General features: G+C 33.9%; 20 protein-coding genes and 1 pseudogene. 7 read left to right on the top strand and 14 right to left on the bottom strand.

What is annotated here, in order from left to right:
• Positions 1-183 precede the first annotated feature (183 nt).
• The 10 genes and pseudogenes from purT to tsaE all read right to left on the bottom strand — a co-directional run bounded on the left by purT (position 184) and on the right by tsaE (position 10,901).
• A complete protein-coding gene (purT, locus tag H3T56_RS06970; protein ID WP_198192354.1) occupies positions 184-1,365 on the bottom strand; it encodes a formate-dependent phosphoribosylglycinamide formyltransferase in 1,182 nt (393 codons plus the stop codon).
• Between the two features lie 90 nt (positions 1,366-1,455).
• Positions 1,456-2,754: an adenylosuccinate synthase gene (locus H3T56_RS06975; RefSeq protein ID WP_198192355.1), complete on the bottom strand. Its 1,299-nt coding sequence runs from the start codon at positions 2,752-2,754 to the stop codon at positions 1,456-1,458.
• Positions 2,755-2,773: 19 nt separating this feature from the next.
• Positions 2,774-3,736: a protease modulator HflC gene (gene hflC, locus H3T56_RS06980; RefSeq protein ID WP_065579016.1), complete on the bottom strand. Its 963-nt coding sequence runs from the start codon at positions 3,734-3,736 to the stop codon at positions 2,774-2,776.
• A gap of 14 nt (positions 3,737-3,750) precedes the next feature.
• Entirely contained in the window at positions 3,751-4,962 is a 1,212-nt protein-coding gene (gene hflK / locus H3T56_RS06985) for an FtsH protease activity modulator HflK (protein WP_198192356.1), read from the bottom strand.
• Between the two features lie 23 nt (positions 4,963-4,985).
• A complete protein-coding gene (gene hflX / locus H3T56_RS06990) occupies positions 4,986-6,281 on the bottom strand; it encodes a ribosome rescue GTPase HflX (protein ID WP_198192357.1) in 1,296 nt (431 codons plus the stop codon).
• Between the two features lie 21 nt (positions 6,282-6,302).
• Positions 6,303-6,548 carry an RNA chaperone Hfq gene (gene hfq / locus H3T56_RS06995; RefSeq protein WP_065555596.1) on the bottom strand — a complete coding sequence of 82 codons (246 nt, stop codon included), beginning with the start codon at positions 6,546-6,548 and terminating at the stop codon, positions 6,303-6,305.
• Between the two features lie 312 nt (positions 6,549-6,860).
• The gene (gene miaA, locus H3T56_RS07000; protein ID WP_198192358.1) at positions 6,861-7,772 is read right to left on the bottom strand and encodes a tRNA (adenosine(37)-N6)-dimethylallyltransferase MiaA; all 912 of its coding nucleotides are present in this window, start codon (positions 7,770-7,772) and stop codon (positions 6,861-6,863) included.
• Positions 7,769-9,628: a DNA mismatch repair endonuclease MutL gene (gene mutL, locus H3T56_RS07005; protein WP_198192359.1), complete on the bottom strand. Its 1,860-nt coding sequence runs from the start codon at positions 9,626-9,628 to the stop codon at positions 7,769-7,771. Before mutL ends, miaA begins: the two co-directional genes overlap by 4 nt.
• A gap of 20 nt (positions 9,629-9,648) precedes the next feature.
• Positions 9,649-10,353, bottom strand: a pseudogene (locus H3T56_RS07010) (N-acetylmuramoyl-L-alanine amidase); the annotation flags it as partial.
• 59 nt (positions 10,354-10,412) lie between these two features.
• Positions 10,413-10,901 carry a tRNA (adenosine(37)-N6)-threonylcarbamoyltransferase complex ATPase subunit type 1 TsaE gene (gene tsaE / locus H3T56_RS07015; protein WP_086357569.1) on the bottom strand — a complete coding sequence of 163 codons (489 nt, stop codon included), beginning with the start codon at positions 10,899-10,901 and terminating at the stop codon, positions 10,413-10,415.
• A gap of 145 nt (positions 10,902-11,046) precedes the next feature.
• Between tsaE and tusB the strand changes: the two genes are divergently transcribed.
• The 3 genes from tusB to H3T56_RS07030 all read left to right on the top strand — a co-directional run bounded on the left by tusB (position 11,047) and on the right by H3T56_RS07030 (position 13,157).
• Positions 11,047-11,328: a sulfurtransferase complex subunit TusB gene (gene tusB, locus H3T56_RS07020; RefSeq protein WP_065579023.1), complete on the top strand. Its 282-nt coding sequence runs from the start codon at positions 11,047-11,049 to the stop codon at positions 11,326-11,328.
• A 154-nt stretch (positions 11,329-11,482) separates the two neighbouring features.
• A complete protein-coding gene (locus H3T56_RS07025; protein WP_198192361.1) occupies positions 11,483-12,046 on the top strand; it encodes a Sua5/YciO/YrdC/YwlC family protein in 564 nt (187 codons plus the stop codon).
• A gap of 4 nt (positions 12,047-12,050) precedes the next feature.
• Positions 12,051-13,157 carry an anhydro-N-acetylmuramic acid kinase gene (locus H3T56_RS07030; protein WP_198192362.1) on the top strand — a complete coding sequence of 369 codons (1,107 nt, stop codon included), beginning with the start codon at positions 12,051-12,053 and terminating at the stop codon, positions 13,155-13,157.
• A 33-nt stretch (positions 13,158-13,190) separates the two neighbouring features.
• On the opposite strand, the gene H3T56_RS07035 is transcribed toward H3T56_RS07030, so the two are convergent.
• The 3 genes from H3T56_RS07035 to H3T56_RS07045 all read right to left on the bottom strand — a co-directional run bounded on the left by H3T56_RS07035 (position 13,191) and on the right by H3T56_RS07045 (position 15,878).
• Complete coding sequence (locus H3T56_RS07035) at positions 13,191-13,970, bottom strand: Cof-type HAD-IIB family hydrolase (RefSeq protein ID WP_198192363.1); 780 nt, start codon at positions 13,968-13,970, stop codon at positions 13,191-13,193.
• 2 nt (positions 13,971-13,972) lie between these two features.
• A complete protein-coding gene (hda, locus tag H3T56_RS07040; RefSeq protein WP_065579026.1) occupies positions 13,973-14,656 on the bottom strand; it encodes a DnaA inactivator Hda in 684 nt (227 codons plus the stop codon).
• A 202-nt stretch (positions 14,657-14,858) separates the two neighbouring features.
• On the bottom strand, positions 14,859-15,878 hold the full coding sequence (locus H3T56_RS07045; protein ID WP_198192364.1) for a putative type VI secretion system effector: 1,020 nt from the start codon (positions 15,876-15,878) through the stop codon (positions 14,859-14,861).
• A gap of 512 nt (positions 15,879-16,390) precedes the next feature.
• On the opposite strand from H3T56_RS07045, the gene mnmG reads away from it, so the two are divergent.
• Both mnmG and rsmG read left to right on the top strand, forming a co-directional pair.
• Positions 16,391-18,283 (top strand): tRNA uridine-5-carboxymethylaminomethyl(34) synthesis enzyme MnmG, encoded by a 1,893-nt coding sequence (mnmG, locus tag H3T56_RS07050; protein WP_065579028.1) that lies wholly within the window; start codon positions 16,391-16,393, stop codon positions 18,281-18,283.
• Entirely contained in the window at positions 18,261-18,860 is a 600-nt protein-coding gene (gene rsmG, locus H3T56_RS07055) for a 16S rRNA (guanine(527)-N(7))-methyltransferase RsmG (RefSeq protein ID WP_198192365.1), read from the top strand. Before mnmG ends, rsmG begins: the two co-directional genes overlap by 23 nt.
• Positions 18,861-18,889: 29 nt before the next feature.
• Here rsmG and H3T56_RS07060 read toward each other — a convergent pair whose 3' ends face one another.
• Entirely contained in the window at positions 18,890-20,122 is a 1,233-nt protein-coding gene (locus tag H3T56_RS07060) for an N-acetylmuramoyl-L-alanine amidase (protein WP_198192366.1), read from the bottom strand.
• 254 nt (positions 20,123-20,376) lie between these two features.
• On the opposite strand from H3T56_RS07060, the gene miaB reads away from it, so the two are divergent.
• Together miaB and H3T56_RS07070 are read left to right on the top strand one after the other, a co-directional pair.
• Positions 20,377-21,804 carry a tRNA (N6-isopentenyl adenosine(37)-C2)-methylthiotransferase MiaB gene (miaB, locus tag H3T56_RS07065; protein ID WP_065579031.1) on the top strand — a complete coding sequence of 476 codons (1,428 nt, stop codon included), beginning with the start codon at positions 20,377-20,379 and terminating at the stop codon, positions 21,802-21,804.
• A gap of 66 nt (positions 21,805-21,870) precedes the next feature.
• Positions 21,871-22,344, top strand: a complete 474-nt coding sequence (locus H3T56_RS07070) for a hypothetical protein (RefSeq protein WP_086353933.1) — start codon at positions 21,871-21,873, stop codon at positions 22,342-22,344.
• Positions 22,345-22,357 lie beyond the last annotated feature (13 nt).

Here is a 22,357-nt window from a genome sequence, read left to right on the forward strand (position 1 = left end):
CAGATTGTCTGTTTCTTCTTTTTAAAGAGCTGACAGCCTTTTAATTTACTTCACAATTTCTTGTTTCAGTTTGCTGTCTCAAGGGTTGCGTATGTTACTCATTTCACCTGTCTACGTCAACCCCTATTTTACAAAATTTGCTTTTTTTTCTTCAAGTGATTGCTTTTTACTCAATAAAGCCATTTAAAAGGTTATTTTTAGCTGTTTAATAGCATTAACAGCCTTTTCAACCGCTTTTTCTACAGTTGGCGCTTTAGCTAATGCAACTCCCATTCTTCTTATACCTTTTACTTCAGGTTTACCAAATAAACGTAGATCAGTGTCTGCTTCACTTAGTACTTTATCTAAATTAGAGAATGCAACTTTGTCAGAATCACCATTTGCGATTAATACTGCTGATGCACTAGCACCATATTGTTCTATTAAAGGTATTGGTAATCCTAAAATCGCTCTAGCATGTAATGCAAACTCAGAAAGATTTTGCGATATTAATGTTACCATGCCGGTATCATGTGGTCGTGGAGATACTTCACTAAACCAGACTTGATCACCTTTCACAAACAATTCAACGCCAAATAATCCATAACCACCTAAAGCTTCGGTTATTTTGGTAGCAATATCTTTCGCTAAAGACAATGCATTAACCGACATCGGCTGAGGTTGCCATGATTCTCGATAATCACCATTTTCTTGCCGATGACCAATAGGCTGGCAATATGAAACACCACTAATATGTCTAACGGTTAATAAGGTAATTTCATAATCGAAGTCAACAAAACCTTCAATAATAACTTTACCACTTCCGGCACGACCGCCTTCTTGAGCATATTTCCATGAAGATTCAATATCAGCTTCACTTCTTAATAAAGATTGCCCTTTACCAGAAGAACTCATAACCGGTTTAACTAAGCAAGGAAAACCTATTTCCTTAACTGCGAGTTTATATTCAGCTTCATTTGATGCAAAACGGTATGGTGAGGTTGGTAAGTTAAGTTCTTCTGCGGCCAGACGACGAATACCTTCACGATTCATGGTTAATTGCGTCGCTTTAGCGGTAGGGATAACAGTAAACCCTTCTTTTTCTAATTCTACTAAGGTGTCAGTAGCAATTGCTTCTATTTCAGGAACAATATAGTCAGGTTTTTCAGCCTCGATAACTTTTCTAAGTTCATTACCATCTAGCATATTAATAATATGACAACGATGGGCTACTTGCATAGCGGGGGCATTGGCATAACGATCAATAGCAATAACTTCACAGCCAAAACGTTGTAATTCAATAACAACTTCTTTGGCTAATTCACCTGCGCCACAGAGTAATACTTTTGTTGCACTAGGTGATAACGGTGTCCCTATTTTCGCCATAATATCCTCTTATAGGTTTAGACCATTATACTTTATTAATAAGCTTAAAATAAAAATCGGGATAGTTACCCCGATTTTCTGTATGCTAAATTACACCAAATATGGATCACGTAAAATCATAGTTTCACTTCGATCCGGTCCAGTTGATATAATGTCAATTGGTGTTTCAGTTAATTCTTCAATTCGCTTGATATAAGCTTTAGCCGCTTGTGGTAAAGCGTCATAACTTTTTATACCAAAAGTTGATTCGCTCCAACCTGGCATAGACTCATATACTGGTTTAACTAAACTCCAATCTTCAGCGGCAGCCGGTGCATTTTTAATCACATCACCATTAGGTAATTGATAACCGACACAAATTTTTACCTCTTTAAGACCATCTAAAACATCAAGCTTAGTTAAACAAAAGCCAGAAACTGAATTAAGTTGTACCGCTTTGCGTACCGCAACAGCATCAAGCCATCCAGTACGGCGACGACGACCGGTGGTTGCGCCAAATTCATTACCTTGCTTACAGAGATATTCACCAACCTCATCAAATAATTCCGTTGGGAAAGGACCAGCACCAACACGAGTTGAATAAGCTTTAACAATACCTAATACATAACCAACATAACGAGGACCAAAACCAGATCCTGTTGCCACGCCACCAGCAGTAGTATTTGAAGAAGTCACATAAGGATAGGTACCATGATCGATATCAAGTAAAGTGCCTTGTGCACCTTCAAACATGATTCTTTCGCCATTTTTACGCGCATTTTCAAGTAATGTAGGAATATCAGCAATCATTGCCACCAAAATATCAGCAATCGCTAATGTTTCATCAAGTACTTTCTGATAATCAACAGCTTCTGATTGATAGTAATTGACTAAATGGAAATTATGATATTCCATAACTTCTTTTAATTTTTCAGCAAATGCCTGACGATCACGCAAATCACCAACACGTAGTCCACGACGGGCTACTTTGTCTTCATATGCTGGACCAATACCACGACCGGTGGTACCAATTGCTTTATTACCACGAGCTTTTTCTCGGGCTTGGTCTAATGCTATATGGTAAGGCAAAATTAAAGGACATGATTCTGAAATAAGTAGCCTTTCTTTCACTGGAATACCGTTATCTTCAAGCTCTTTCATCTCTTTCATAAGTGCTTCAGGACAAAGTACAACACCATTAGCAATAATACTTATGACATCATTATGCAAAATACCAGATGGTATTAAATGCAATACTGTTTTTACACCATTAATAACTAAAGTATGACCAGCATTATGTCCGCCTTGATAACGTACTACATATTTTGCTTTTTCTGTGAGTAAATCAACAACTTTACCTTTGCCTTCATCACCCCATTGTGTACCTAGCACAACAACATTATTACTCATAGTTTATTTACTCATTGTATTATTTGTTAGACTTTAATTTCATGTATTGGAAAAATTCACTATCAGGGCTAATGACCATAACATCATTACCTGTAAAGCTTTGTTCATAAGCTTTTAAACTACGAATAAAGCTAAAAAACTCAATATCTTTACCAAAAGCGTCAGCATAAAGTTTAGCAGCATTGGCATCACCTTCACCGCGAATTGAACGAGATTGACGTTCGGCTTCTGATATGATTTTAGTTTTTTCAAATGTAGCTTCGGCTCTTATTTCCTCAGCTTGTTTGATACCATCATAACGTTTGTCACGAGCAATAACTTCACGTTCGGCTCTCATGTTAGCATAAATCGATTCAGAGACTTCAGCAGGGAAGTTAATTTGTTTAATTCGAACGTCAATTACATCAACACCGAAAGCCCTCAAGCTAGTTTTACTGTTTTCAGGATCTTTTTTCGCATCAGTAACTAATTTATCAATCGGTAAATTTTCTTCACCCTCTTGTGATGAACCATTTAACGAATCTTTAACTCGCGCCATTAATGAATTTCTTGATTTGGTATCGGCATTAGAATCATTAATGATATCTCGATTATTTAGTTTACCAATCTCAGAACGTAAACGACCATTTAAGCGAGCTAAAATTAAGTCATTAACATCATTACCACCAGCAATAGTTTCGTAATAACGGTTAAAATCAACAATTTTCCATTGCACAAAATAGTCCACAATCAGTTCTTTCTTTTGTACATTAAAAAAACGTTGTTCATTATTATTATTTGAACTATTGGTAGTTTGGATTTTGGCATCAATAGTTTTAACGCTATCGATTAATGGCATTTTAAAATGTAACCCAGGTTCAGATAAACCAATAATTTTATTAAAACGTAAAACGACACCACGAGTACCCTCTTCTATCACATAGATACTTGAAAAAAGTACGCCAATTAAAATTAAAACTATAGGAATCAATAATTTTCGCATATTCTTTTTTCTCCTTATCGACCCATAGTCCGTCTAGTGCGATTATTAGAATTATTATTAGTGGTTGAGCTATGATTTTCGGCTTCAGCACTATTTTGTTGAGCACTTTCTGCATCTAAAGGATTTGGCAGATTAATATTATAATCACTATCTGAATTTGCTGTAGTTGATTCAGATGATTGCTCATTTTTATTTTTTAATAATTGTTCTAACGGTAGTACTAATAAATTACCACTCTTATCATTAACAATAACTTTTTGCGTTTTAGCTAATATTTTTTCCATCGTTTCGATATATAAACGATCTTTAGTAATTTCGGGCGCAGCTTTATATTGCGGTAACAATTTTTCAAACCGAGCAACATCACCAATTGCTTCTAATTCTACTTTTACTTTATAAGCATTTGCATCCGCTAGAATGGTCGCCGAACGACCTTCAGCTTGCTGAACTAATTGGACTTTATCTGCTTTAGCTTGTTTTATTTCACGTTCACTATCATTTTGAGCTCTAATTGCATCAGCATAAGCATCTTGTACCTCTACAGGAGGACGAGCAACTTGGAAGTTAAGATCGACAATAGTAATCCCCATATCATAATGAGAAATAACATTATTTAATTCATCTTTAGTACTATCTTCTAAATCAGAACGACCATCTGAAATGATGGCATCGATGTTAGAACTACCTACTGAAGTCCTCAGCGCACTATCAGCAGCTTGACGTAAACTATCTTCAACATTAGTCACATTAAATAAGTATTTAACAGGATCACTAATACGATATTGTACGTTCATTTCAACAAAAACTAAGTTCTCACCTTTTTCACTTGTTGTAATGATATCGCCATGCACATTGAAGTTATAAGTACCTTGCGTATCGACTTTATAAACTTTATCAATAAATGATGGATTCCAATTCAAACCTGGTTGAATAATTTCTGATTGAACTTGTCCAAAACGAGTTATTACCCCGCGTTGATTTTGTTTGATAGTATAAAAACCACTTACCGCCCAAATTAGGATAAGAACAACTATCACTGCCAAAATAATTTTCGAACTATTCATTGATAGCTTAATATCAGAAGGTCCTCGATTATTACCTGAACTCCCTTTTTTAAAGAGATCTTTGAGTTGGTTAAATATCCCTCCAGTTGAATTGGAAGGTTTCTTATTATTTCCCCATGGGTCGTTATCTTGTCCGTTATTGCCGGGCTGATTCCACGCCATATTTTATATGCTCCATTTAACAATTAGTTGTTATTTTGCGTATTGATTAAGTATAACAGATCTGGCTCTTGTTTACAGAGGCGATTCCATTCAATTAAAGGCATTCTTATATTTAGCTGAAAACTACCGTCATCATTGATGACTTCATGTTCTACCGCATTTAATTTATATAAACGGCTTCTAAGTTTTGCTAGATGGATAGGCAAGTTTAATTGACAAACTTGAATCTTACCGGCAAGCCTTTCTTTTAATGCAGTAAATAAGAGATCTAATCCTAAACTATTTTGTGCTGAAATCCAAACTCGAATTGGCACGCCATTTTCATCACGATCAATACTTGGTTGCTTACCTTCGATTAAATCAATTTTATTCATTACCAACAAAGTAGGAATATCATGGGCATCAATTTCAAGTAAAACTTCATCAACAGCTTGAATGTTATCTAATAAATTAGGATCAGCAGCATCTACGACATGTAATAGCAGTGATGCTTCTTGTGTTTCAAGTAAAGTCGCTTTAAAAGCAGCAACCAGATCATGAGGTAAATGACGAATAAATCCAACCGTATCAGCTAAAACAACTTCGCCAACATCATCAACCATAATGCGTCTTAAGGTTGGATCCAGCGTAGCAAATAATTGATCAGCAGCATAAACATCAGCATTAGTTAGTGCATTAAATAGTGTCGATTTGCCAGCATTGGTATAACCAACTAGTGATACCGTTGATAAATCTGCTTTTTGTCTAGATTGACGATTTTGATTGCGTTGTTTTTCAACTTTCGCAAGTCTTGATAAGATTAACTGAATACGATGACGAATTAATCGTCTATCGGTTTCTAGCTGAGTTTCTCCAGGACCTCGTAAGCCTATACCACCTTTTTGACGTTCTAAGTGAGTCCAACCTCGAACTAAACGTGTTGACAGATATTGTAATTGCGCTAATTCAACTTGCAACTTACCTTCATGGGTTCGAGCACGTTGAGCAAAAATATCCAGAATCAATCCTGTTCTATCCACTACACGACATTCACATAGTTGTTCTAAGTTTCGTTCTTGAGTTGGGGTTAAGGTATGATTGACCAGAATAACTGAAGCATTCAGTTCTTTTACTTTATCGGCAATTTCTAACGCTTTACCTTCACCAATAAAATATTTAGCTTGCGGGGACTTTCTTGAGGTTGTCACAATATCGAGAATTTCAATTTGAGCAGAAGAAACTAACACTTCAAACTCTTTTAAATCCTCGATATCGCTTTCTTGAGGGAAGAATACATGGACTAATAAAGCAGACTCGCCACCTTTATATCGCTCAAACAATCACATTCTCCACTCAAATAATTAGCTTTCGCTTTCCTCTTCAGGCTGAGATACTAAACCAGAAATTGGTCTTGAAGGAACAACAGTAGAGATTGCGTGTTTATATACCATTTGACTAACAGTATTTTTTAATAAAATAACAAACTGATCAAATGATTCAATTTGTCCTTGTAATTTAATACCGTTAACTAGATAAATTGATACTGGAATATGCTCGCGACGAAGCAAATTCAAATAAGGATCTTGTAATGACTGCCCTTTTGACATGAGTTTATCCTTTAAGATGAAATAAAAATATAAAGATAAAATAAATATACAATCGAAATGATGATTTATACGATTGCAACATAACATACTTATGTAGTATTTATCAAAATAACATAAAAAACCCAGCTCTTAAACTAATCAACTACAATTTATGCACAAATAACTAAAAATTTAAAAAATTAACGAAATTCATACAAAAAAACATACATGATAGATATTCTAAATTTAGAAAGGTTTTCTAAATGAAAAATTTCTGTTTATTATTATAATCAAATAGAAAAAACGCTAATACCTATTGCTGTAATTTATAATTTAAAAAATATGCTTAAAAACAGTATCTTTATTATCTTGATTTAACCATGTTATCGGTTGTTTCCAGCCTCTTAGCCAAGTAATTTGCCGTTTTGCTAATTGACGAGTAGCACAAATACCTTTGAACACCATCTCATCATAACTACTATCGCCATTGAGATATTCCCACATTTGACGATAGCCTACACAACGGATAGAAGGTAAATTGGTATGCAGATCAGAACGCTGCATAAGTGTTTTTACTTCTTCTTCAAAACCTTGATCTAACATCTGTAAAAAACGTTGCTCAATACGTTGATGTAACTCAGCTCGATCTTCCGGCATAATAGCTAGCTGCATAATGTCATAAGGTAATGCTTCACCACTTTCTTGGGTAAGCTCAGTTAAACTTTTACCAGAAATGAGATAAACCTCTAATGCACGATTAAGCCGTTGCGGATCATTTGGATGAATTCGCTGAGCTGACACTGGATCAACCTTTTTTAACTCCTCATGAATCGCTTGCCAACCTAATTTATTGGCTTTTTCTTCAATTTGCTGCCGTATATCACTATCCGCAGCAGGAAGAGGTGAAAGTCCTTCAATTAAAGCTTTAAAATACAGCATTGTTCCACCAACCAGTAATGGCGTTCGACCATTACTTAACGATTTTTCAATTTCTTCAATCGCATCATGCCGAAAATTAGCTGCCGAGTAACTTTCAGCTGGATCGCAGATATCAATCAATTTGTGAGGATATTTTTGCTGTTCTTGTTTAGTTGGTTTGGCACTACCAATATCCATACCACGATAAATAAGCGCCGAATCAACACTAATAATATCAATCGGATATTTGTCATAAAGTTCCATGGCAAAAGCCGTCTTACCGGATGCAGTGGGCCCCATTAATGAAATAATTTTTGCTTTATTCATGATAAAATTGATTGTGATAAAGATTGAAGATCAATCGGATACAAAAACGTATCTTTTTTTAATAAATTAATATCTATCTGTTCTAGTTGTGCTAATAGCTGGATAGCTTTTGTTACACTCCAACTCTCCACATAATTATCACTACTATTTTCTGCCAACCACATTGCAATTTGCGTAGGATCGATAACAGACGATTGATCAGATAAAAGAAAATCAATTAAACTTGGTAATAATTGTTGCCAATTAGTGGTTCGTAACATTTTCGGCACATTATGCAAATGAAATTTGGCTTTATCAATATAAAAATCAAATCCTAAAAAATTTAAATGCGGTCGATAATCACTTAATACCTGTTGTTCTTTTTGATTGACTAAAATTGTTAGTGGAATCAGTAATTTTTCTGACGCTTGAGATAATAATTTTATTGCTTTTACTTTTTGCTCAGCAATATTTAACTTCATAAGCATAAATGTTTGCTGACTATCTTGCAATTTTTCTAGTAAAGCTATATCAGGTTGAATAACGGTTAATACTCGACCAAACTGTACTAATGAAGAACTATCAAGCTGCTGTTGCAGTGATTGTAATGGTACATTTCGTTTAGGAAATAACCCCTCAATAACCGCTTGTTGTGGTGCAGTTATTGAATCATTATCATCGGCTAACGGCAACTGATTAGATTGCGTTTTTTCAATTTCAAAGCTTGCTTTAGTATCAATTAATTGACCATAAATTGCATTTTCTTTAACATGATTAATCGGTTTTTTGGGTAATATGTTAGTCGTAGAATAGCTTTTAGGCTCCGTGGTTATTTTTTGATTAAAAATATTTTCACCAGCAGCTTGTCGATTTGGGGTTATTATCACTTTTTCATCATCGGTAAGCTGTTGGCTTGATTCAAGAGCCATAACAATAGCTTGATAAACAAAATCATGCACTAATCTTGCTTCATGAAAACGTACTTCGTGTTTAGCTGGATGAACATTAACATCAACCTGTTTGGGATCGATTTGTAGAAAAACCACATAACTTTGTTGCTCATTGGTTCGGCTAATATAAGCTTGGCGCAGCGCATGATTAATTAATTTATCTTTTATTACTCGACCATTAACGTAAAAATATTGTAGATCGCTGATTTCATTACTTGCTACCCATCCTTGAATTAACAAATCATCATGTTGCCAATCTAATTTTACTGCTTTTTGCACAAATGTACGTCCACAAACCAATTCAACGCGTTTTTCAAGTGCAGATGCTCGATACTGTTTAATTAATTTTCCATTATGTTGCAGATTGAAAGTAACATCAGGTTGAGCCAGAGCTATACGCCTAACAAATTCTTCAATATGCATAAACTCAGTTTTTTCAGTTTTTAGAAAACGACGCCGAGCTGGGGTGTTATAAAATAAGTCGAGAACTTCAACCGAAGTGCCAACAGGATGTGCCGCAGGTTTAATGGTTGGTTTCATATCTCGACCTTCAGCATAAACTTGCCATGCCTCAGATTGATCGGCGGTACGTGACGTTAAAGTTAATCGAGCAACAGAACTAATACTAGCCAATGCTTCACCACGAAAGCCTAAGCTCATTATGCTATCTAAATCATCCAACGAGCTAATTTTACTAGTCGCATGGCGTGCTAAAGCTAATGCTAATTCGCTTTTAGCAATACCACCACCATTATCACGGATGCGAATTAATTTACTACCGCCTTGTTCAATATCGATATCAATTTGCGTACTACCTGCATCAAGGCTGTTTTCGACTAACTCTTTAATTACCGATACAGGCCGTTCTACCACTTCACCAGCAGCAATTTGATTAGCTAGTTGAGGTGATAGAATTTGAATTGCCATTAATGCTGTTCTCCAAAATTAGGATTTTTTTTGACATAATTTTTTATGCCTTGATAAATCTGTTTAGCGATCTTGTCTTGATGAGCATTACTAGCCAACAAACTTTCTTCAGCTTGATTAGTAATAAATCCAACCTCAATCAATATTGAAGGGATATCAGGTGAACGTAATACGCCTAAACTAGCATGTTCAGGTACACCTTTATGCAATTTAATAACCCCTTTCATCTCTTTTAAAACCTGACTAGCAAGTTCATAACCAACACGCTGCGAATAAGAGAATTGTAAATCGAGTACTGCTTGGCTTAAATTTTGGTCGTGATCATCACTTAATGCATCACCAGCGCCACCTAATAACTGTGACTGTTTTTCATCCTGTTCCAGCCAACGCCCCAATTCAGTATCAGCGCGTTTAGTAGATAATACCCAAATTGATGCACCAGAAGCATTACGATTTGGTGCGGCATCAGCATGGATAGAAATTAACAAGTTCGCTTTATTTTTACGCGCAATATCAGAACGCTGAGGAACTGAAATAAAATTATCCGTATTACGGGTTAAAACCCCTTTAAAATTAGGATCTTTATTTAATAAATTAATTAATTTTTTAGCTATTGATAACGTTACATTTTTTTCATATAAATTATTTTTACCAACAGCACCAGAATCCTTACCACCATGTCCAGCATCGACGGCAATAACAACTTTTGCCGCATAAGCTGAACTACATAGTAGTAATAATATAAAAAAAGTTAATATTTTCTTCATTGTTTTTTCGCTAATTTTTATTGTAATGGATTGATAATAGCTTTACCTTTTTCACTATTAGCTTGCACACTAACCGTACGTTCAAGTGCTGAATAGGCCAAATGAATTTCAATATCAGCAGCAGGTAACATACCTCTTGCCTGCATAGGCCATTCAATCAAACAAATAGATCTTGAGGAAAAATATTCACGAATTCCCATAAATTCTAACTCTTCTGGATCACCAAGGCGATATAAATCAAAATGATAAACGGAAAATGTATCAAATTGATAAGGTTCAACTAATGTATAAGTTGGACTTTTAACATTACCTTGATGACCTAATTGTTGCAAAAAACCACGACTAAAAGTTGTTTTACCAGCACCGAGATCACCAATTAGATAAATGACAATTGCACTATCATGATTAGATAAATAATTTAAACACTTTTCTGCCAACTGTTTACCAAACAATATTGTCTCTTGTTCGTTAGCTAATTGTTCATTGGCTAAAATAATGGGTTTCATAACGAATTCTTTGCTCAATAAATAGCCCTTATTATATACTAATAACCATTAAAGATGTACCAACTAAGATTAAGTTGAATTTTTACCGAAAAAATTTTGAGGAACGGGGTTTTTTAAGGGTAAATTTGACGCTAAAAGAGGAAAAATGTTACATACCATTGCAACAGCGAACCAATCAACAATCGATCCAACGTTAATTTCAGCGCAAGATGCCGTACTATTTTGGCAAAATGGTGTAATTATGTGTTGTCAAGATAACCCTACATTAAATACTATTTTGCAAAACACCCATCATTGTTATGTACTTGATAACGACATTAATGCTCGAGGCTTAGGCGACCTAATTGATTCAAGAGTTAAAATTATCAACCTGCAACAGGTTATTGATTTAACAGTTAACTATTTTCCGCAAATGAATTGGGAATAATTTTGCTATTTTCGATAAAAGCTAATTTATCTATCACAGCAAATAAGCGATATTCATTGTAATAACATTATTAATTCTATTGTTGCCAATTTGCAAATAGTCTTACCTGAGTTTAATATAAATTTTAATGATATTGGGTAAACATACAAATTTGATGGCAAACTTATTAACTCTACAAGAAATTAATCGACTATTACAAAAAGGTGAAGTTGTTGCTTATCCAACTGAAGCCGTTTTTGGTTTAGGTTGTGATCCTGACAGTGAATCAGCAGTGTATAAACTGTTAAATCTAAAACAACGTTCGGTTGATAAAGGATTGATTTTAATTGCCAGTCATTATCAACAACTGATCCCTTATATTGATCAATCGGCAGTAACGAAAGAACAGATACAAATGGTGTTTAACAGTTGGCCGGGACCAAATACCTGGATTTTTCCCAAGAATACTAATACCCCTGATTTTTTAAGTGGAAAATATCAGTCCATTGCTGTTCGAGTTACCGATCATCCTTTAGTTTGTAAATTGTGTGATTTATTTGCTAAGCCATTAGTTTCAACCAGTGCCAATCTTTCTGGCCATCCAGCTTGTAAAACAGCGTTTGAAGTGGCGAACCAATTCGGTAATAATTTTCCCATTTTAGCTGGTCAAACAGGCAATCGTTCACAACCATCAATCATTCGCGATGTGCTAACTGGCACTATCATTCGGCAGGGGTAATATTATGCAAAATTTATATATTGGTGTAATGTCGGGTACCAGTATGGATGGAGTAGATATTGCATTAGTTGATATCAGCAATGGAAAAATTACTGCTATTGCTAGTGATTGTTATCCAATGCCAAACGAAATTAAAACTCGATTATTAACGCTTTGTAATAGCAAACAAACAACATTACAAGATTTAGGCGAACTCGATCATCAACTCGGCATACTTTACGCTAAAAGTATTAATCAATTTATAAAACAAAATAATATTGATAACAAACAAGTTAAAGCAATTGGCTGTCATGGACAGACTATTTATCATTCGCCGAATGGTGCTAATCCATTTACCATGCAAATAGGTGATGCCAATATCATCGCCGCCCAAACAGGCATTACCACTATTGCCGATTTTCGTCGTAAAGATATGGCTTATGGTGGTCAAGGTGCGCCATTAGTTCCTGCTTTTCATAAAGCAATATTTTTAAACTCGGCAATTAACTGTGTAGTGTTAAATATTGGCGGTATCAGTAATATTTCTGTGTTAATACCAGACCAACCAGTAATTGGCTACGATACCGGCCCAGGTAATGTATTGCTTGATGGTTGGATAAATAAAAGCCTCGGAACAAGCTATGACAAAGATGGTTTATGGGCAAAATCAGGTAAAGTAAATCAAAACTTATTAAGAGCATTATGTAATGAAGATTATTTCCAATTACCCGCTCCAAAAAGTACTGGCAGAGAATTATTTAATTTAGCTTGGTTGATGCAAAAATTAACTGACTTTGCTTTAAATAGCCAAGATATTCAAGCGACATTGGTAGAATTTACTGCTACCACAATTGCCCAAGAGATTAATAAATTATCAATAAAAATGCATTTACCATGTCAATTGTTAGTCTGTGGAGGTGGCGCAAAAAACCCACTCATTATGGAACGCTTATCAATATTATTACCCAAATGGCAAGTTTTAACGACTGATGTTAAAGGGGTGAACAGTGATGATATGGAAGCAATCGCTTTTGCTTGGCTTGCTTATTGTAGAATAAATAATCTTCCTTCCAATATTCCAGAGGTCACTGGAGCAAGCCAATCTATATGTTTAGGGGTTATTTATCAATGACCTTTTTTTATCTACTTATTTTTATATATAAATCTAAATTAAACCAATTTTTTGCAGTGCTTTAGCAATACCATCGTTATCATTATTATCGGTTATATACTCTGCTTTATCTTTCAAATCATCAACTGCATTAGCCATAGCGATTGGATGATCAACGGTTAAGAACATTTCTAAATCATTCATGCCATCACCAAATGCATAGGTAGGCACATTATCAAAACCTTTAGTTTTTATTAATTCATTAATGCCATTACCTTTCGATCCGCCATGGTTAAAAACATCAACACAATAATGAGTATTACGAATAAAAGTTAATTCAGGAAAGACTTCTCGATAAGCTGATTCACCTTGTTCACAAAGTAATAACAACATCTGAAGAGGTTCTTTTAAATAAATTTGATCATCAACAGGAGGAATTTGTAGTTTTAAAGAACGATAAAACTGTTCAGTAGCTTGATTAATTTCACTGACGCGCATTTTATTATAATTATAAAAAGACAAAGGAATATTCATCTTTTCTCGTGAAAATTCATACAATCTAGTAATAACATTTTTATCAATATTATTAGTAAATATGACTTCTTTTTCATAAATAACAACTTGGCCATTCATTGCTATAATCGAATTTATACCTGTATCTTTCATCAATTTAGCAGCTTCCATAGGTGTTCGGCCTGTTGCTATCATTGGTATAATATTATTTTGTTTTAATTTTTCAATTACTGTATAAGAACTTGGCAACACTTCTATATTACTATCAAATAAAGTACCATCTAAATCAAAAAAAACGATAGCTTCAGGTTTTTTAGTCATTTTTATAAATCCAAAATATTTTTAATAAAAGGAATGGTTAATTTGCGTTGTTGAGCTAATGTTGCAACTTCAAATTTTTCCATTAAGGAAAACAATGTTCGCATATCGCGATTAACCCGTTTTAATAAAAACAAGCCAACTTCAGTTGATAACTCAAAACCACTTAATTGTGCTCTAAGTTGCAAAGCTTTTAGTTTATCTTCATCATTTAACTCTTTTAGCTGATAGACTTGTCCCCAAGTTAATCTTGAAGCTAAATCAGGCAGGATAAAAGGAATTTGTTTAGGTGGAGCACAAGCGGTAATTAAAAGTTTACTAACATTTTTTTCAGTTAGACGGTTAAATAAATCAAATATAGCTTCTTCCCAGTCACGATGGCCAGCTATAGCATCAATATCATCTAAACAAACCAAATCATAATTATCTAAACCTTGTAAAATTTCAGGAACCAATAACACATGTTGCTTTAATGGAATATAACTAGCTAATTTATTTTGGCTTGAAGCATGTAATAGATGCGTACGACCAGCTGCGCTTGCTGACCATATATAAAAGACATTAAAACCTTCCCTATCAAGTAAGGTTTGCAAAGAATCAAACAATAGCTGATTATCACCTACGTAGAAACTATCAAATGTTTCGTTATTAGGTAATATAAAAGGTAAAGGCAACTGTGAAAGAGTAATAAAATAACCTCACAATAAAAATACAATCGTACTAAGTATAAATTTGCTTTCACAAAAATCAATCACTTTTATAGAGAACAAAACAAGTTAGCAAAAGCAGCTATTAAAAGTCGATATATAAAAACTAGTTAATTTACAAAAAACCAAATAATAACATAGCTAAAATGCTATATAGCTATAAACTTTAACTTATTATTATTAATTAATAATAAAATAAATTATTTTCATCTTTTCTAGGAAAGAACCTTTTAGAAGGTTTCACACTATTATGCTGCTTTTTTTGTTTTAATTTAGCTACTTTTTTATTAGTAAAACGTCTTAAATCTATTCTAGCTATTTTCGGCAGATTTAAAGTTTTAAAAATTTTCTCGGCTATTTTTGCTTTTTTATTAACATTAGGTATAGATTCAATAATCATACCAATACTACAAAAAATACTACTACCAAAAAATATAGGTTTCATAAAAGATATATATTCAGCTGTTAAATGAAGTAATTGATAGAGACTACCCCAAACTAAAATATAAAAAACATTAAAAAAAATCATAAAAGAAAGGATCAGAAATAATGTCGATTTAGCTTGATGTATTAAATAAGCTATTCGTCCTTTACTGCAATTAGGACATATACTAATAATCCTTTCGTCAGGTTTAGCTAAAGCATAAAGTTCATAATGATCTTCTTGCCACTGCGCTATAACAGCAACTTCTTCACCCGCTTGAAAAGGGCAATCACCTATCCAACCTCGATAAATAACACCATCAATTTGAACATTAACAAAATTAGCCTTAATTAAAAAAGGATTAACTTTTTCTGCTAAAAAGCTTTTTTTAAATTTCTCAAAATCAAATTCAAGAGATGCAGCATTAATAGAAGGATCTTTTGCTAATAAACTTTTTTTAAATTCCTTAAAATCAAACTCAAGAGATGCTGTATCAATAGAAGGATTAACTTCTTTTGCTAAGAAGTCTTTTTTTAATTCCTCAAAATTATACTCAGGAGATAAATCATCAATATAAGTATTAATTATCCTATTTTTAAGTTCGCTTTTAGGTACGAATTCAAAATAATTATACTCTTCTTCTAAATCTATACGCTCAATTATTCCTTTAATGTAAACAAATTCAGTCTCCCAACTCGGTAGAACAGGATAAGTTGGTTTATGGCGCCAAGTACGACTGACTATCTTATTTTGAATTTTGTAGAACTGTTTAATACTCATAACAACATATTTATCTATACAACTTCTGCTATTATAAATTGTTTTTAACTAGAATCCTCTAATTAACTTAAATTGGAAAGGCTAATTTATAAACAATAAAAGATAAAAATTTAAGCAATCAAACTTATTTTTTGTGGATAACTCTGTGATAAACAACGATCATAAGCTGTTATAATCGCATTAATAACCTTAATTTAAATCAAGATTGTGGATAAATAAGATAGTTATAAACAAGTTTAATTAAAAAAAGATCCGATCAATTAACAGAATTAACTGATCAATAAGATCATATAAAATAAGCACAAAAATTAGTTATCAACAAAAACGATCTAACTTAATAATAGTAAAAATAAAAAGATCATATAAAAGATCTTATTTAATTTAGATCGCGATCAAAATAGATCATTTGACGTAATAAAAAAGATGAGTAAAATTCGTAACGCTAAATAAAACCAAATCACCTGATCAAAAATAGTGATCATCTATCAGTAATATAAAAAACGAGGCTTTATATGTTTTATCCAGATCTTTTTGATGTCATCGTCGTTGGTGGAGGCCATGCCGGAACTGAAGCTGCAATGGCATCAGCAAGAATGGGCCGAAAAACATTACTTTTAACGCATAATATCAATACATTAGGACAAATGTCCTGCAATCCAGCAATCGGTGGTATTGGTAAAGGGCACTTAGTAAAAGAAATTGATGCTATGGGCGGATTAATGGCTCAAGCTATAGATCGTGCAGGGATCCAGTTTCGGATCTTAAATAGCAGTAAGGGACCAGCAGTAAGAGCAACACGTGCTCAAGCGGATCGATCTTTATATCGTAAAGTAATAAGAACTACACTGGAAAACCAAGAAAATCTAATGTTATTTCAACAATCCGTTGAAGATGTGATCATCGAAAACGATCAGATCACTGGTGTAGTTACCCAAATGGGCGTCTCTTTTAAAGCAAAAGCTGTAGTACTTACAACAGGTACCTTCTTAGATGGTAAGATCCATATAGGTTTAGATAATTATAGTGGTGGTAGAACTGGCGATCCTGCTTCGATCGGTTTGTCTAAATCTTTACATCAATATCCATTTAGAATGGGACGATTAAAGACAGGAACACCACCACGTATTGATGCCAGAACAATAGACTTTTCTAAATTAGGTACTCAATATGGTGATGATCCAGTGCCTGTTTTTTCATTTTTAGGCGATGCTAAACAGCATCCTAGACAGATCCCTTGTTATATAACCAGTACTAATGAAACAACCCATGAGATCATTCGTAATAGCTTAGATCGTAGTCCTATGTACACAGGTGTGATTGAAGGTGTTGGCCCTCGATATTGTCCATCTATTGAAGATAAAATAATGCGTTTTGCTGATCGTAATTCTCATCAGATCTATTTAGAACCAGAAGGGTTAGATAGTAATGAGATTTATCCAAATGGGATCTCAACCAGTTTGCCTTTTGATACCCAATTAGCGTTTGTTCGTAGTATGAAAGGACTAGAAAATGCCAATATAGTAAGACCTGGTTATGCTATTGAGTATGATTATTTTGATCCGCGTGATCTTAAACCAACTTTAGAAAGCAAAGTGATCAAAGGTTTATTTTTAGCTGGTCAAATAAATGGCACTACCGGTTATGAAGAGGCTGCTGCTCAAGGTATGTTAGCAGGTTTAAATGCGGCAAGATTTGTATATGATCAAGATCAATGGTTCCCTACTCGGGATCAAGCTTATTTAGGGGTGCTAGTTGATGATCTTTGTACTTTAGGCACTAATGAACCTTACCGTATGTTTACTTCTCGTGCTGAATATCGCTTAATGTTACGTGAAGATAATGCCGATATTCGTTTAACCGAAATAGGCCGACAACTTGGCATGGTTGATGATTATCGTTGGCAACGATTTAATGAAAAATTTGAAGCTATAGAACAAGAAAGAGCCCGCCTTCGTGATATTTGGGTTCACCCTCACATTGAAACAATCGATGAAGTTAACGCGGTACTAAGTGCTAATTTAACCAAAGAAGCTAATGGTGAAGAGTTACTTAAACGTCCTGAAATGAGCTACAAAACACTACAATCATTATCGCTTTTTGCACCAGGTTTAACTGATACTCAAGCCGCTGAACAAGTTGAGATACAAGTAAAATATGATGGTTATATAAAATTACAGATTGAAGAAATTGAAAGACAAAAACGAAATGAAGAAACCCTTATACCTGAGCACATTGATTATGCTGAAATATCAGGGTTATCTAATGAAGTCGTTGCTAAATTAAAACAGCATAAACCTGTTTCAATTGGCCAAGCTTCACGTATTTCTGGCATTACGCCAGCGGCAATTTCAATGTTATTAGTTTATTTAAAAAAGAAAAACTATGTTAAAAAAGAAACTCATTAATCTTATTGATCAAACGGATCTTTCGATCACTTCACAGCAAATTGATCTGTTGATCGATTATGTTGAAATGCTTAATAAATGGAATAAAGCTTACAATTTAACCGCAGTGCGCGATCCTAGTGAAATGTTAATTAAACATATTATGGATAGTTTAGTTGTTTCACCTTATTTGGTTGGTAATACTTTTATTGATGTGGGAACGGGTCCTGGATTACCTGGGATCCCTTTAGCCATCATTAATCCTGATAAGCAATTTGATCTGGTGGATAGTTTAGGTAAAAGGATCCGCTTTTTAAAGCAAGTTCAATTTGAATTAAAATTAAAGAATATTCAACCAATTCAAAGCCGTATAGAAGAATATAATGAGAAAAAATTTGATGGAATCATCAGCCGAGCATTTGCTTCTTTGCAAGATATGCTAACTTGGTGTAAACATCTTCCTAACCAGCAAGGATCATTTTACGCATTAAAAGGTAGCGATCTTGATGCGATCCCTGAAGGGTTTACTCTTAAACAAAATATTAAACTGACTATTCCGGAATTAAATGCTGAACGACGATTAATGATCATTCAGTAAAGGTAAAATTGATCTAAAAAATTATTAGATCAATTTTTACGACGTTTTAAATAATCTTTAATACCATCAACTATTGCTTTAGATACTTGATTTTGGAAGGAAGCAGTCTTAAGTTTTTGCTCTTCATTCATATTACTAATAAAGGCTGTTTCAACTAAAACTGATGGGATATCTGGTGCTTTTAATACCGCAAAACCCGCTTTTTCAATCGATGGTTTGTGTAGTTTATTCACGTTTTTCATTCGATTTAAAATAGCTGAACCTAATAATACCCCATTAGACAAGGTTGTTTTTTGTACTAAATCTAAAATCGTATTATCTAAATATTTATCACCACTTCTACTCACCCCACCTATTTGGTCGGCATCATTTTGGGTTTGTGCTAAATAACTGGCTGCTGAACTACTGGCACCACGGGTTGATAAAGCAAATACCGATGAGCCTTTAACAGAGCGATTAGCAAAAGCATCAGCATGAATCGAAATAAATAGATCTGCATGTAAAGATCGCGCTTTTGCTACACGAACTTTTAAAGGTATAAATACATCTTCATTACGAGTCATATATACTTTGATATTGGGTTCTTTTTTTAGCAAATTGTAAGTGCGTCGAGCAATTTGCAACACAATATCTTTTTCTCTAGTCTTTTTATAACCAATAGCGCCAGGATCTTCACCACCATGACCCGGATCAAGCATAACGATAATAGGTGAATTTTTCTTCTTATTGGATGGTGATTTTATTTGCGATTGTTTTTTATTGAGATCGCCTTTTTGATACTCTTCTAAGAGTGCTAACAGTGGATCATCATCAGTTATAGCTGGTTTAGATGGATAAAGATCAACGACTAATCGATGTTTGAATTCAGCAATTGGTGGTAATGTAAATGTATTTGGATCAATACCTTGTTTTAATTCAATCATCAAACGAACAGTTTTTGGATCTAACTGTAATGCCCGAATCGATTTAATAAAAGGATCTCGGCTTAGTACTTTTGTTGAAATCGTTTTTAGAGTTGGATTTAAATTGAGATTATCAATATCAATAACAATACGATCGGGGTTGTACAAATTTGCATGTTTATAATTAAGTTTAGCGTTTGATTCTAACGTTATTCGTGTATAAGTTGATGATGGCCAAACACGTACAGCAATAACCTGAGCCATTGCCGCAGCAAAGCCAACTCGCGTGACAGACAATAAACAAGTCGCAATAATGCCTTTAATTAAAAAGCGCTTTGTTGGACTAAATGTTTTTGACATACCTAAATACTTATATTGTTAAAAATATTAATAGGGCGAGAATAATAACATAAAATAAAAAGAATGATTATCATAATCAGTTGTTTTTTCGATAAATAAATAACTAATTGTTTATTTTTTATATATAAAGTAATAAATATAGTTTTTTATATTTATTATAGACCCTACAATCACAAAGGATTACAATATGGCTCGCTAAAATCGCGGATTTAAACCCGTTTTCATTTTAACAATTAAATATAGCTGAGTTATTGATGAGCAAAAAATTACATATCAAAACTTGGGGCTGCCAAATGAACGAATATGATTCAACTAAAATGGCAGATCTCCTTGAATCCACCCATGGTTTAACCTTAACAGAAAATGCCGAAGAAGCAGATATTTTATTATTAAATACCTGTTCTATTCGAGAAAAAGCCCAAGAAAAAGTTTTTCACCAACTAGGTCGTTGGAAAAATTTAAAACAACATAACCCTAATATTATTATTGGTGTTGGTGGCTGTGTAGCATCACAAGAAGGTGCCCATATTCGTAAACGAGCACCTTTTGTTGATATTATTTTTGGACCACAAACCTTTCACCGTCTGCCAGATATGATTGAACAGATCCGCAGTGGTAATGGCCAGCATGTTGTTGATGTTAGTTTTCCTGAAATTGAAAAATTTGACCGTCTCCCCGAACCTCGCAGTGAAGGTCCAACGGCATTTGTATCCATAATGGAAGGATGTAACAAATACTGTACTTATTGTGTGGTACCTTACACCCGTGGTGAAGAGGTAAGTCGACCTTGTGATGATGTAATTTATGAAATTGCTCAGTTAGCAGAACAAGGTGTTCGTGAAGTTAATTTATTAGGGCAAAACGTAAACGCCTATCGCGGACCAACCTTTGATGGTGATATCTGTTCTTTTGCTGAATTATTACGTTTAGTTGCTGCTATTGATGGTATTGATCGTATTCGTTTTACCACTAGCCATCCAATTGAATTTACAGATGACATTATTGATGTTTATCGTGATACGCCTGAACTGGTTAACTTTTTACATTTACCAGTACAAAGTGGTTCTGATCGCGTATTGAACTTGATGAAACGAACCCATACTGCAATTGAATATAAATCAATTATTCGTAAATTACGTAAAGTTCGCCCAGATATTCAAATCAGTTCTGATTTTATTGTTGGTTTCCCGGGTGAAACACAAGAAGATTTTGAACAAACTATGAAATTGATCGCTGATGTTAATTTTGACTTAAGTTATAGCTTTGTTTATTCAGCTCGTCCGGGTACGCCTGCTGCGGAAATGGAAGATAATGTTTCTGAAGAAGAGAAAAAACAACGGCTCTATATTCTTCAAGAGCGAATCAATCAACAAGCTATGCAATTTAGTCGTCGCATGTTAAATACCGTACAACGTATTTTAGTTGAAGGTCCATCTAAAAAGGATCTTATGGAATTAACCGGCCGAACTGAAAACAATCGAATTGTTAATTTTGCTGGCAATCCAGATATGATTGGTAAATTTGTTGATGTTGAAATTACCGATGTTTATCCTAACTCATTGCGTGGTAAAGTAGTGAGAACTGAAGATCAGATGGATCTACGGGTTAGTGAATCACCAATTTCAGTTATTTCTCGAACTCGTAAAGAAAATAATTTAGGCGTTGGTATTTATCAACCATAATTATACAAATAGAAGTGTAATTTAATTAATAATTAAAGATGATAATTTATAAATAAGGAATATTAAATGTTTATTGTATTTGGTACAAAAGGACGTGAAGTTAATGAACATACAGGGCAATTTAATTGCCCAAACTGTTGTGCTCAGCAAAATATTGCTGGTGATCAAAAACAACATCAGTATACGCAAATAAAGGTAGCTAAATATTTTACACTATTTTTTATTCCTATTTTTAGTTTTCAAACTTTAGGTCGATATATTAAATGTCAACACTGTAATTCTGATTTTAATGAAAGTGTTTTAACTTATATACCACCTACATTTGAACAGCAAGTAGCATCTTATGTTGAGCAAGAGTTAAAAAGTGGTACACCTATTACAATGGTTATTAATAAGTTGAAAAGCCAAGGGCTAGATAATAATCAGGCGACTAGTGCTGTGAATAATATAGTTGGTGACGATATAGTGACTTGTCATCATTGCCATATGGATTTTTTAAAAGGTGTTGAAAAATGTTCTTTATGTGAAGAGCGTATTTAGTCATTAACCTGAA

This window comes from Gilliamella sp. W8123 (genome assembly GCF_016101085.1).
Taxonomy (GTDB): domain Bacteria; phylum Pseudomonadota; class Gammaproteobacteria; order Enterobacterales; family Orbaceae; genus Gilliamella; species Gilliamella apis.

What these genes read in the sequence shown, in the direction of transcription:
- tsaE (WP_086357569.1), bottom strand. Translation starts at nt 10,901, where the DNA reads ATGAAACCCATTATTTTAGCCAATGAACAATTAGCTAACGAACAAGAG.
- hfq (WP_065555596.1), bottom strand. Translation starts at nt 6,548, where the DNA reads ATGTCAAAAGGGCAGTCATTACAAGATCCTTATTTGAATTTGCTTCGT.
- H3T56_RS07070 (WP_086353933.1), top strand. Translation starts at nt 21,871, where the DNA reads ATGTTTATTGTATTTGGTACAAAAGGACGTGAAGTTAATGAACATACA.
- hflK (WP_198192356.1), bottom strand. Translation starts at nt 4,962, where the DNA reads ATGGCGTGGAATCAGCCCGGCAATAACGGACAAGATAACGACCCATGG.
- H3T56_RS07045 (WP_198192364.1), bottom strand. Translation starts at nt 15,878, where the DNA reads ATGAGTATTAAACAGTTCTACAAAATTCAAAATAAGATAGTCAGTCGT.
- rsmG (WP_198192365.1), top strand. Translation starts at nt 18,261, where the DNA reads ATGTTAAAAAAGAAACTCATTAATCTTATTGATCAAACGGATCTTTCG.
- H3T56_RS07035 (WP_198192363.1), bottom strand. Translation starts at nt 13,970, where the DNA reads ATGACTAAAAAACCTGAAGCTATCGTTTTTTTTGATTTAGATGGTACT.
- mnmG (WP_065579028.1), top strand. Translation starts at nt 16,391, where the DNA reads ATGTTTTATCCAGATCTTTTTGATGTCATCGTCGTTGGTGGAGGCCAT.
- tusB (WP_065579023.1), top strand. Translation starts at nt 11,047, where the DNA reads ATGTTACATACCATTGCAACAGCGAACCAATCAACAATCGATCCAACG.
- purT (WP_198192354.1), bottom strand. Translation starts at nt 1,365, where the DNA reads ATGGCGAAAATAGGGACACCGTTATCACCTAGTGCAACAAAAGTATTA.
- miaB (WP_065579031.1), top strand. Translation starts at nt 20,377, where the DNA reads ATGAGCAAAAAATTACATATCAAAACTTGGGGCTGCCAAATGAACGAA.
- H3T56_RS07060 (WP_198192366.1), bottom strand. Translation starts at nt 20,122, where the DNA reads ATGTCAAAAACATTTAGTCCAACAAAGCGCTTTTTAATTAAAGGCATT.
- H3T56_RS06975 (WP_198192355.1), bottom strand. Translation starts at nt 2,754, where the DNA reads ATGAGTAATAATGTTGTTGTGCTAGGTACACAATGGGGTGATGAAGGC.
- mutL (WP_198192359.1), bottom strand. Translation starts at nt 9,628, where the DNA reads ATGGCAATTCAAATTCTATCACCTCAACTAGCTAATCAAATTGCTGCT.
- hflC (WP_065579016.1), bottom strand. Translation starts at nt 3,736, where the DNA reads ATGCGAAAATTATTGATTCCTATAGTTTTAATTTTAATTGGCGTACTT.
- H3T56_RS07030 (WP_198192362.1), top strand. Translation starts at nt 12,051, where the DNA reads ATGCAAAATTTATATATTGGTGTAATGTCGGGTACCAGTATGGATGGA.
- miaA (WP_198192358.1), bottom strand. Translation starts at nt 7,772, where the DNA reads ATGAATAAAGCAAAAATTATTTCATTAATGGGGCCCACTGCATCCGGT.
- H3T56_RS07025 (WP_198192361.1), top strand. Translation starts at nt 11,483, where the DNA reads ATGGCAAACTTATTAACTCTACAAGAAATTAATCGACTATTACAAAAA.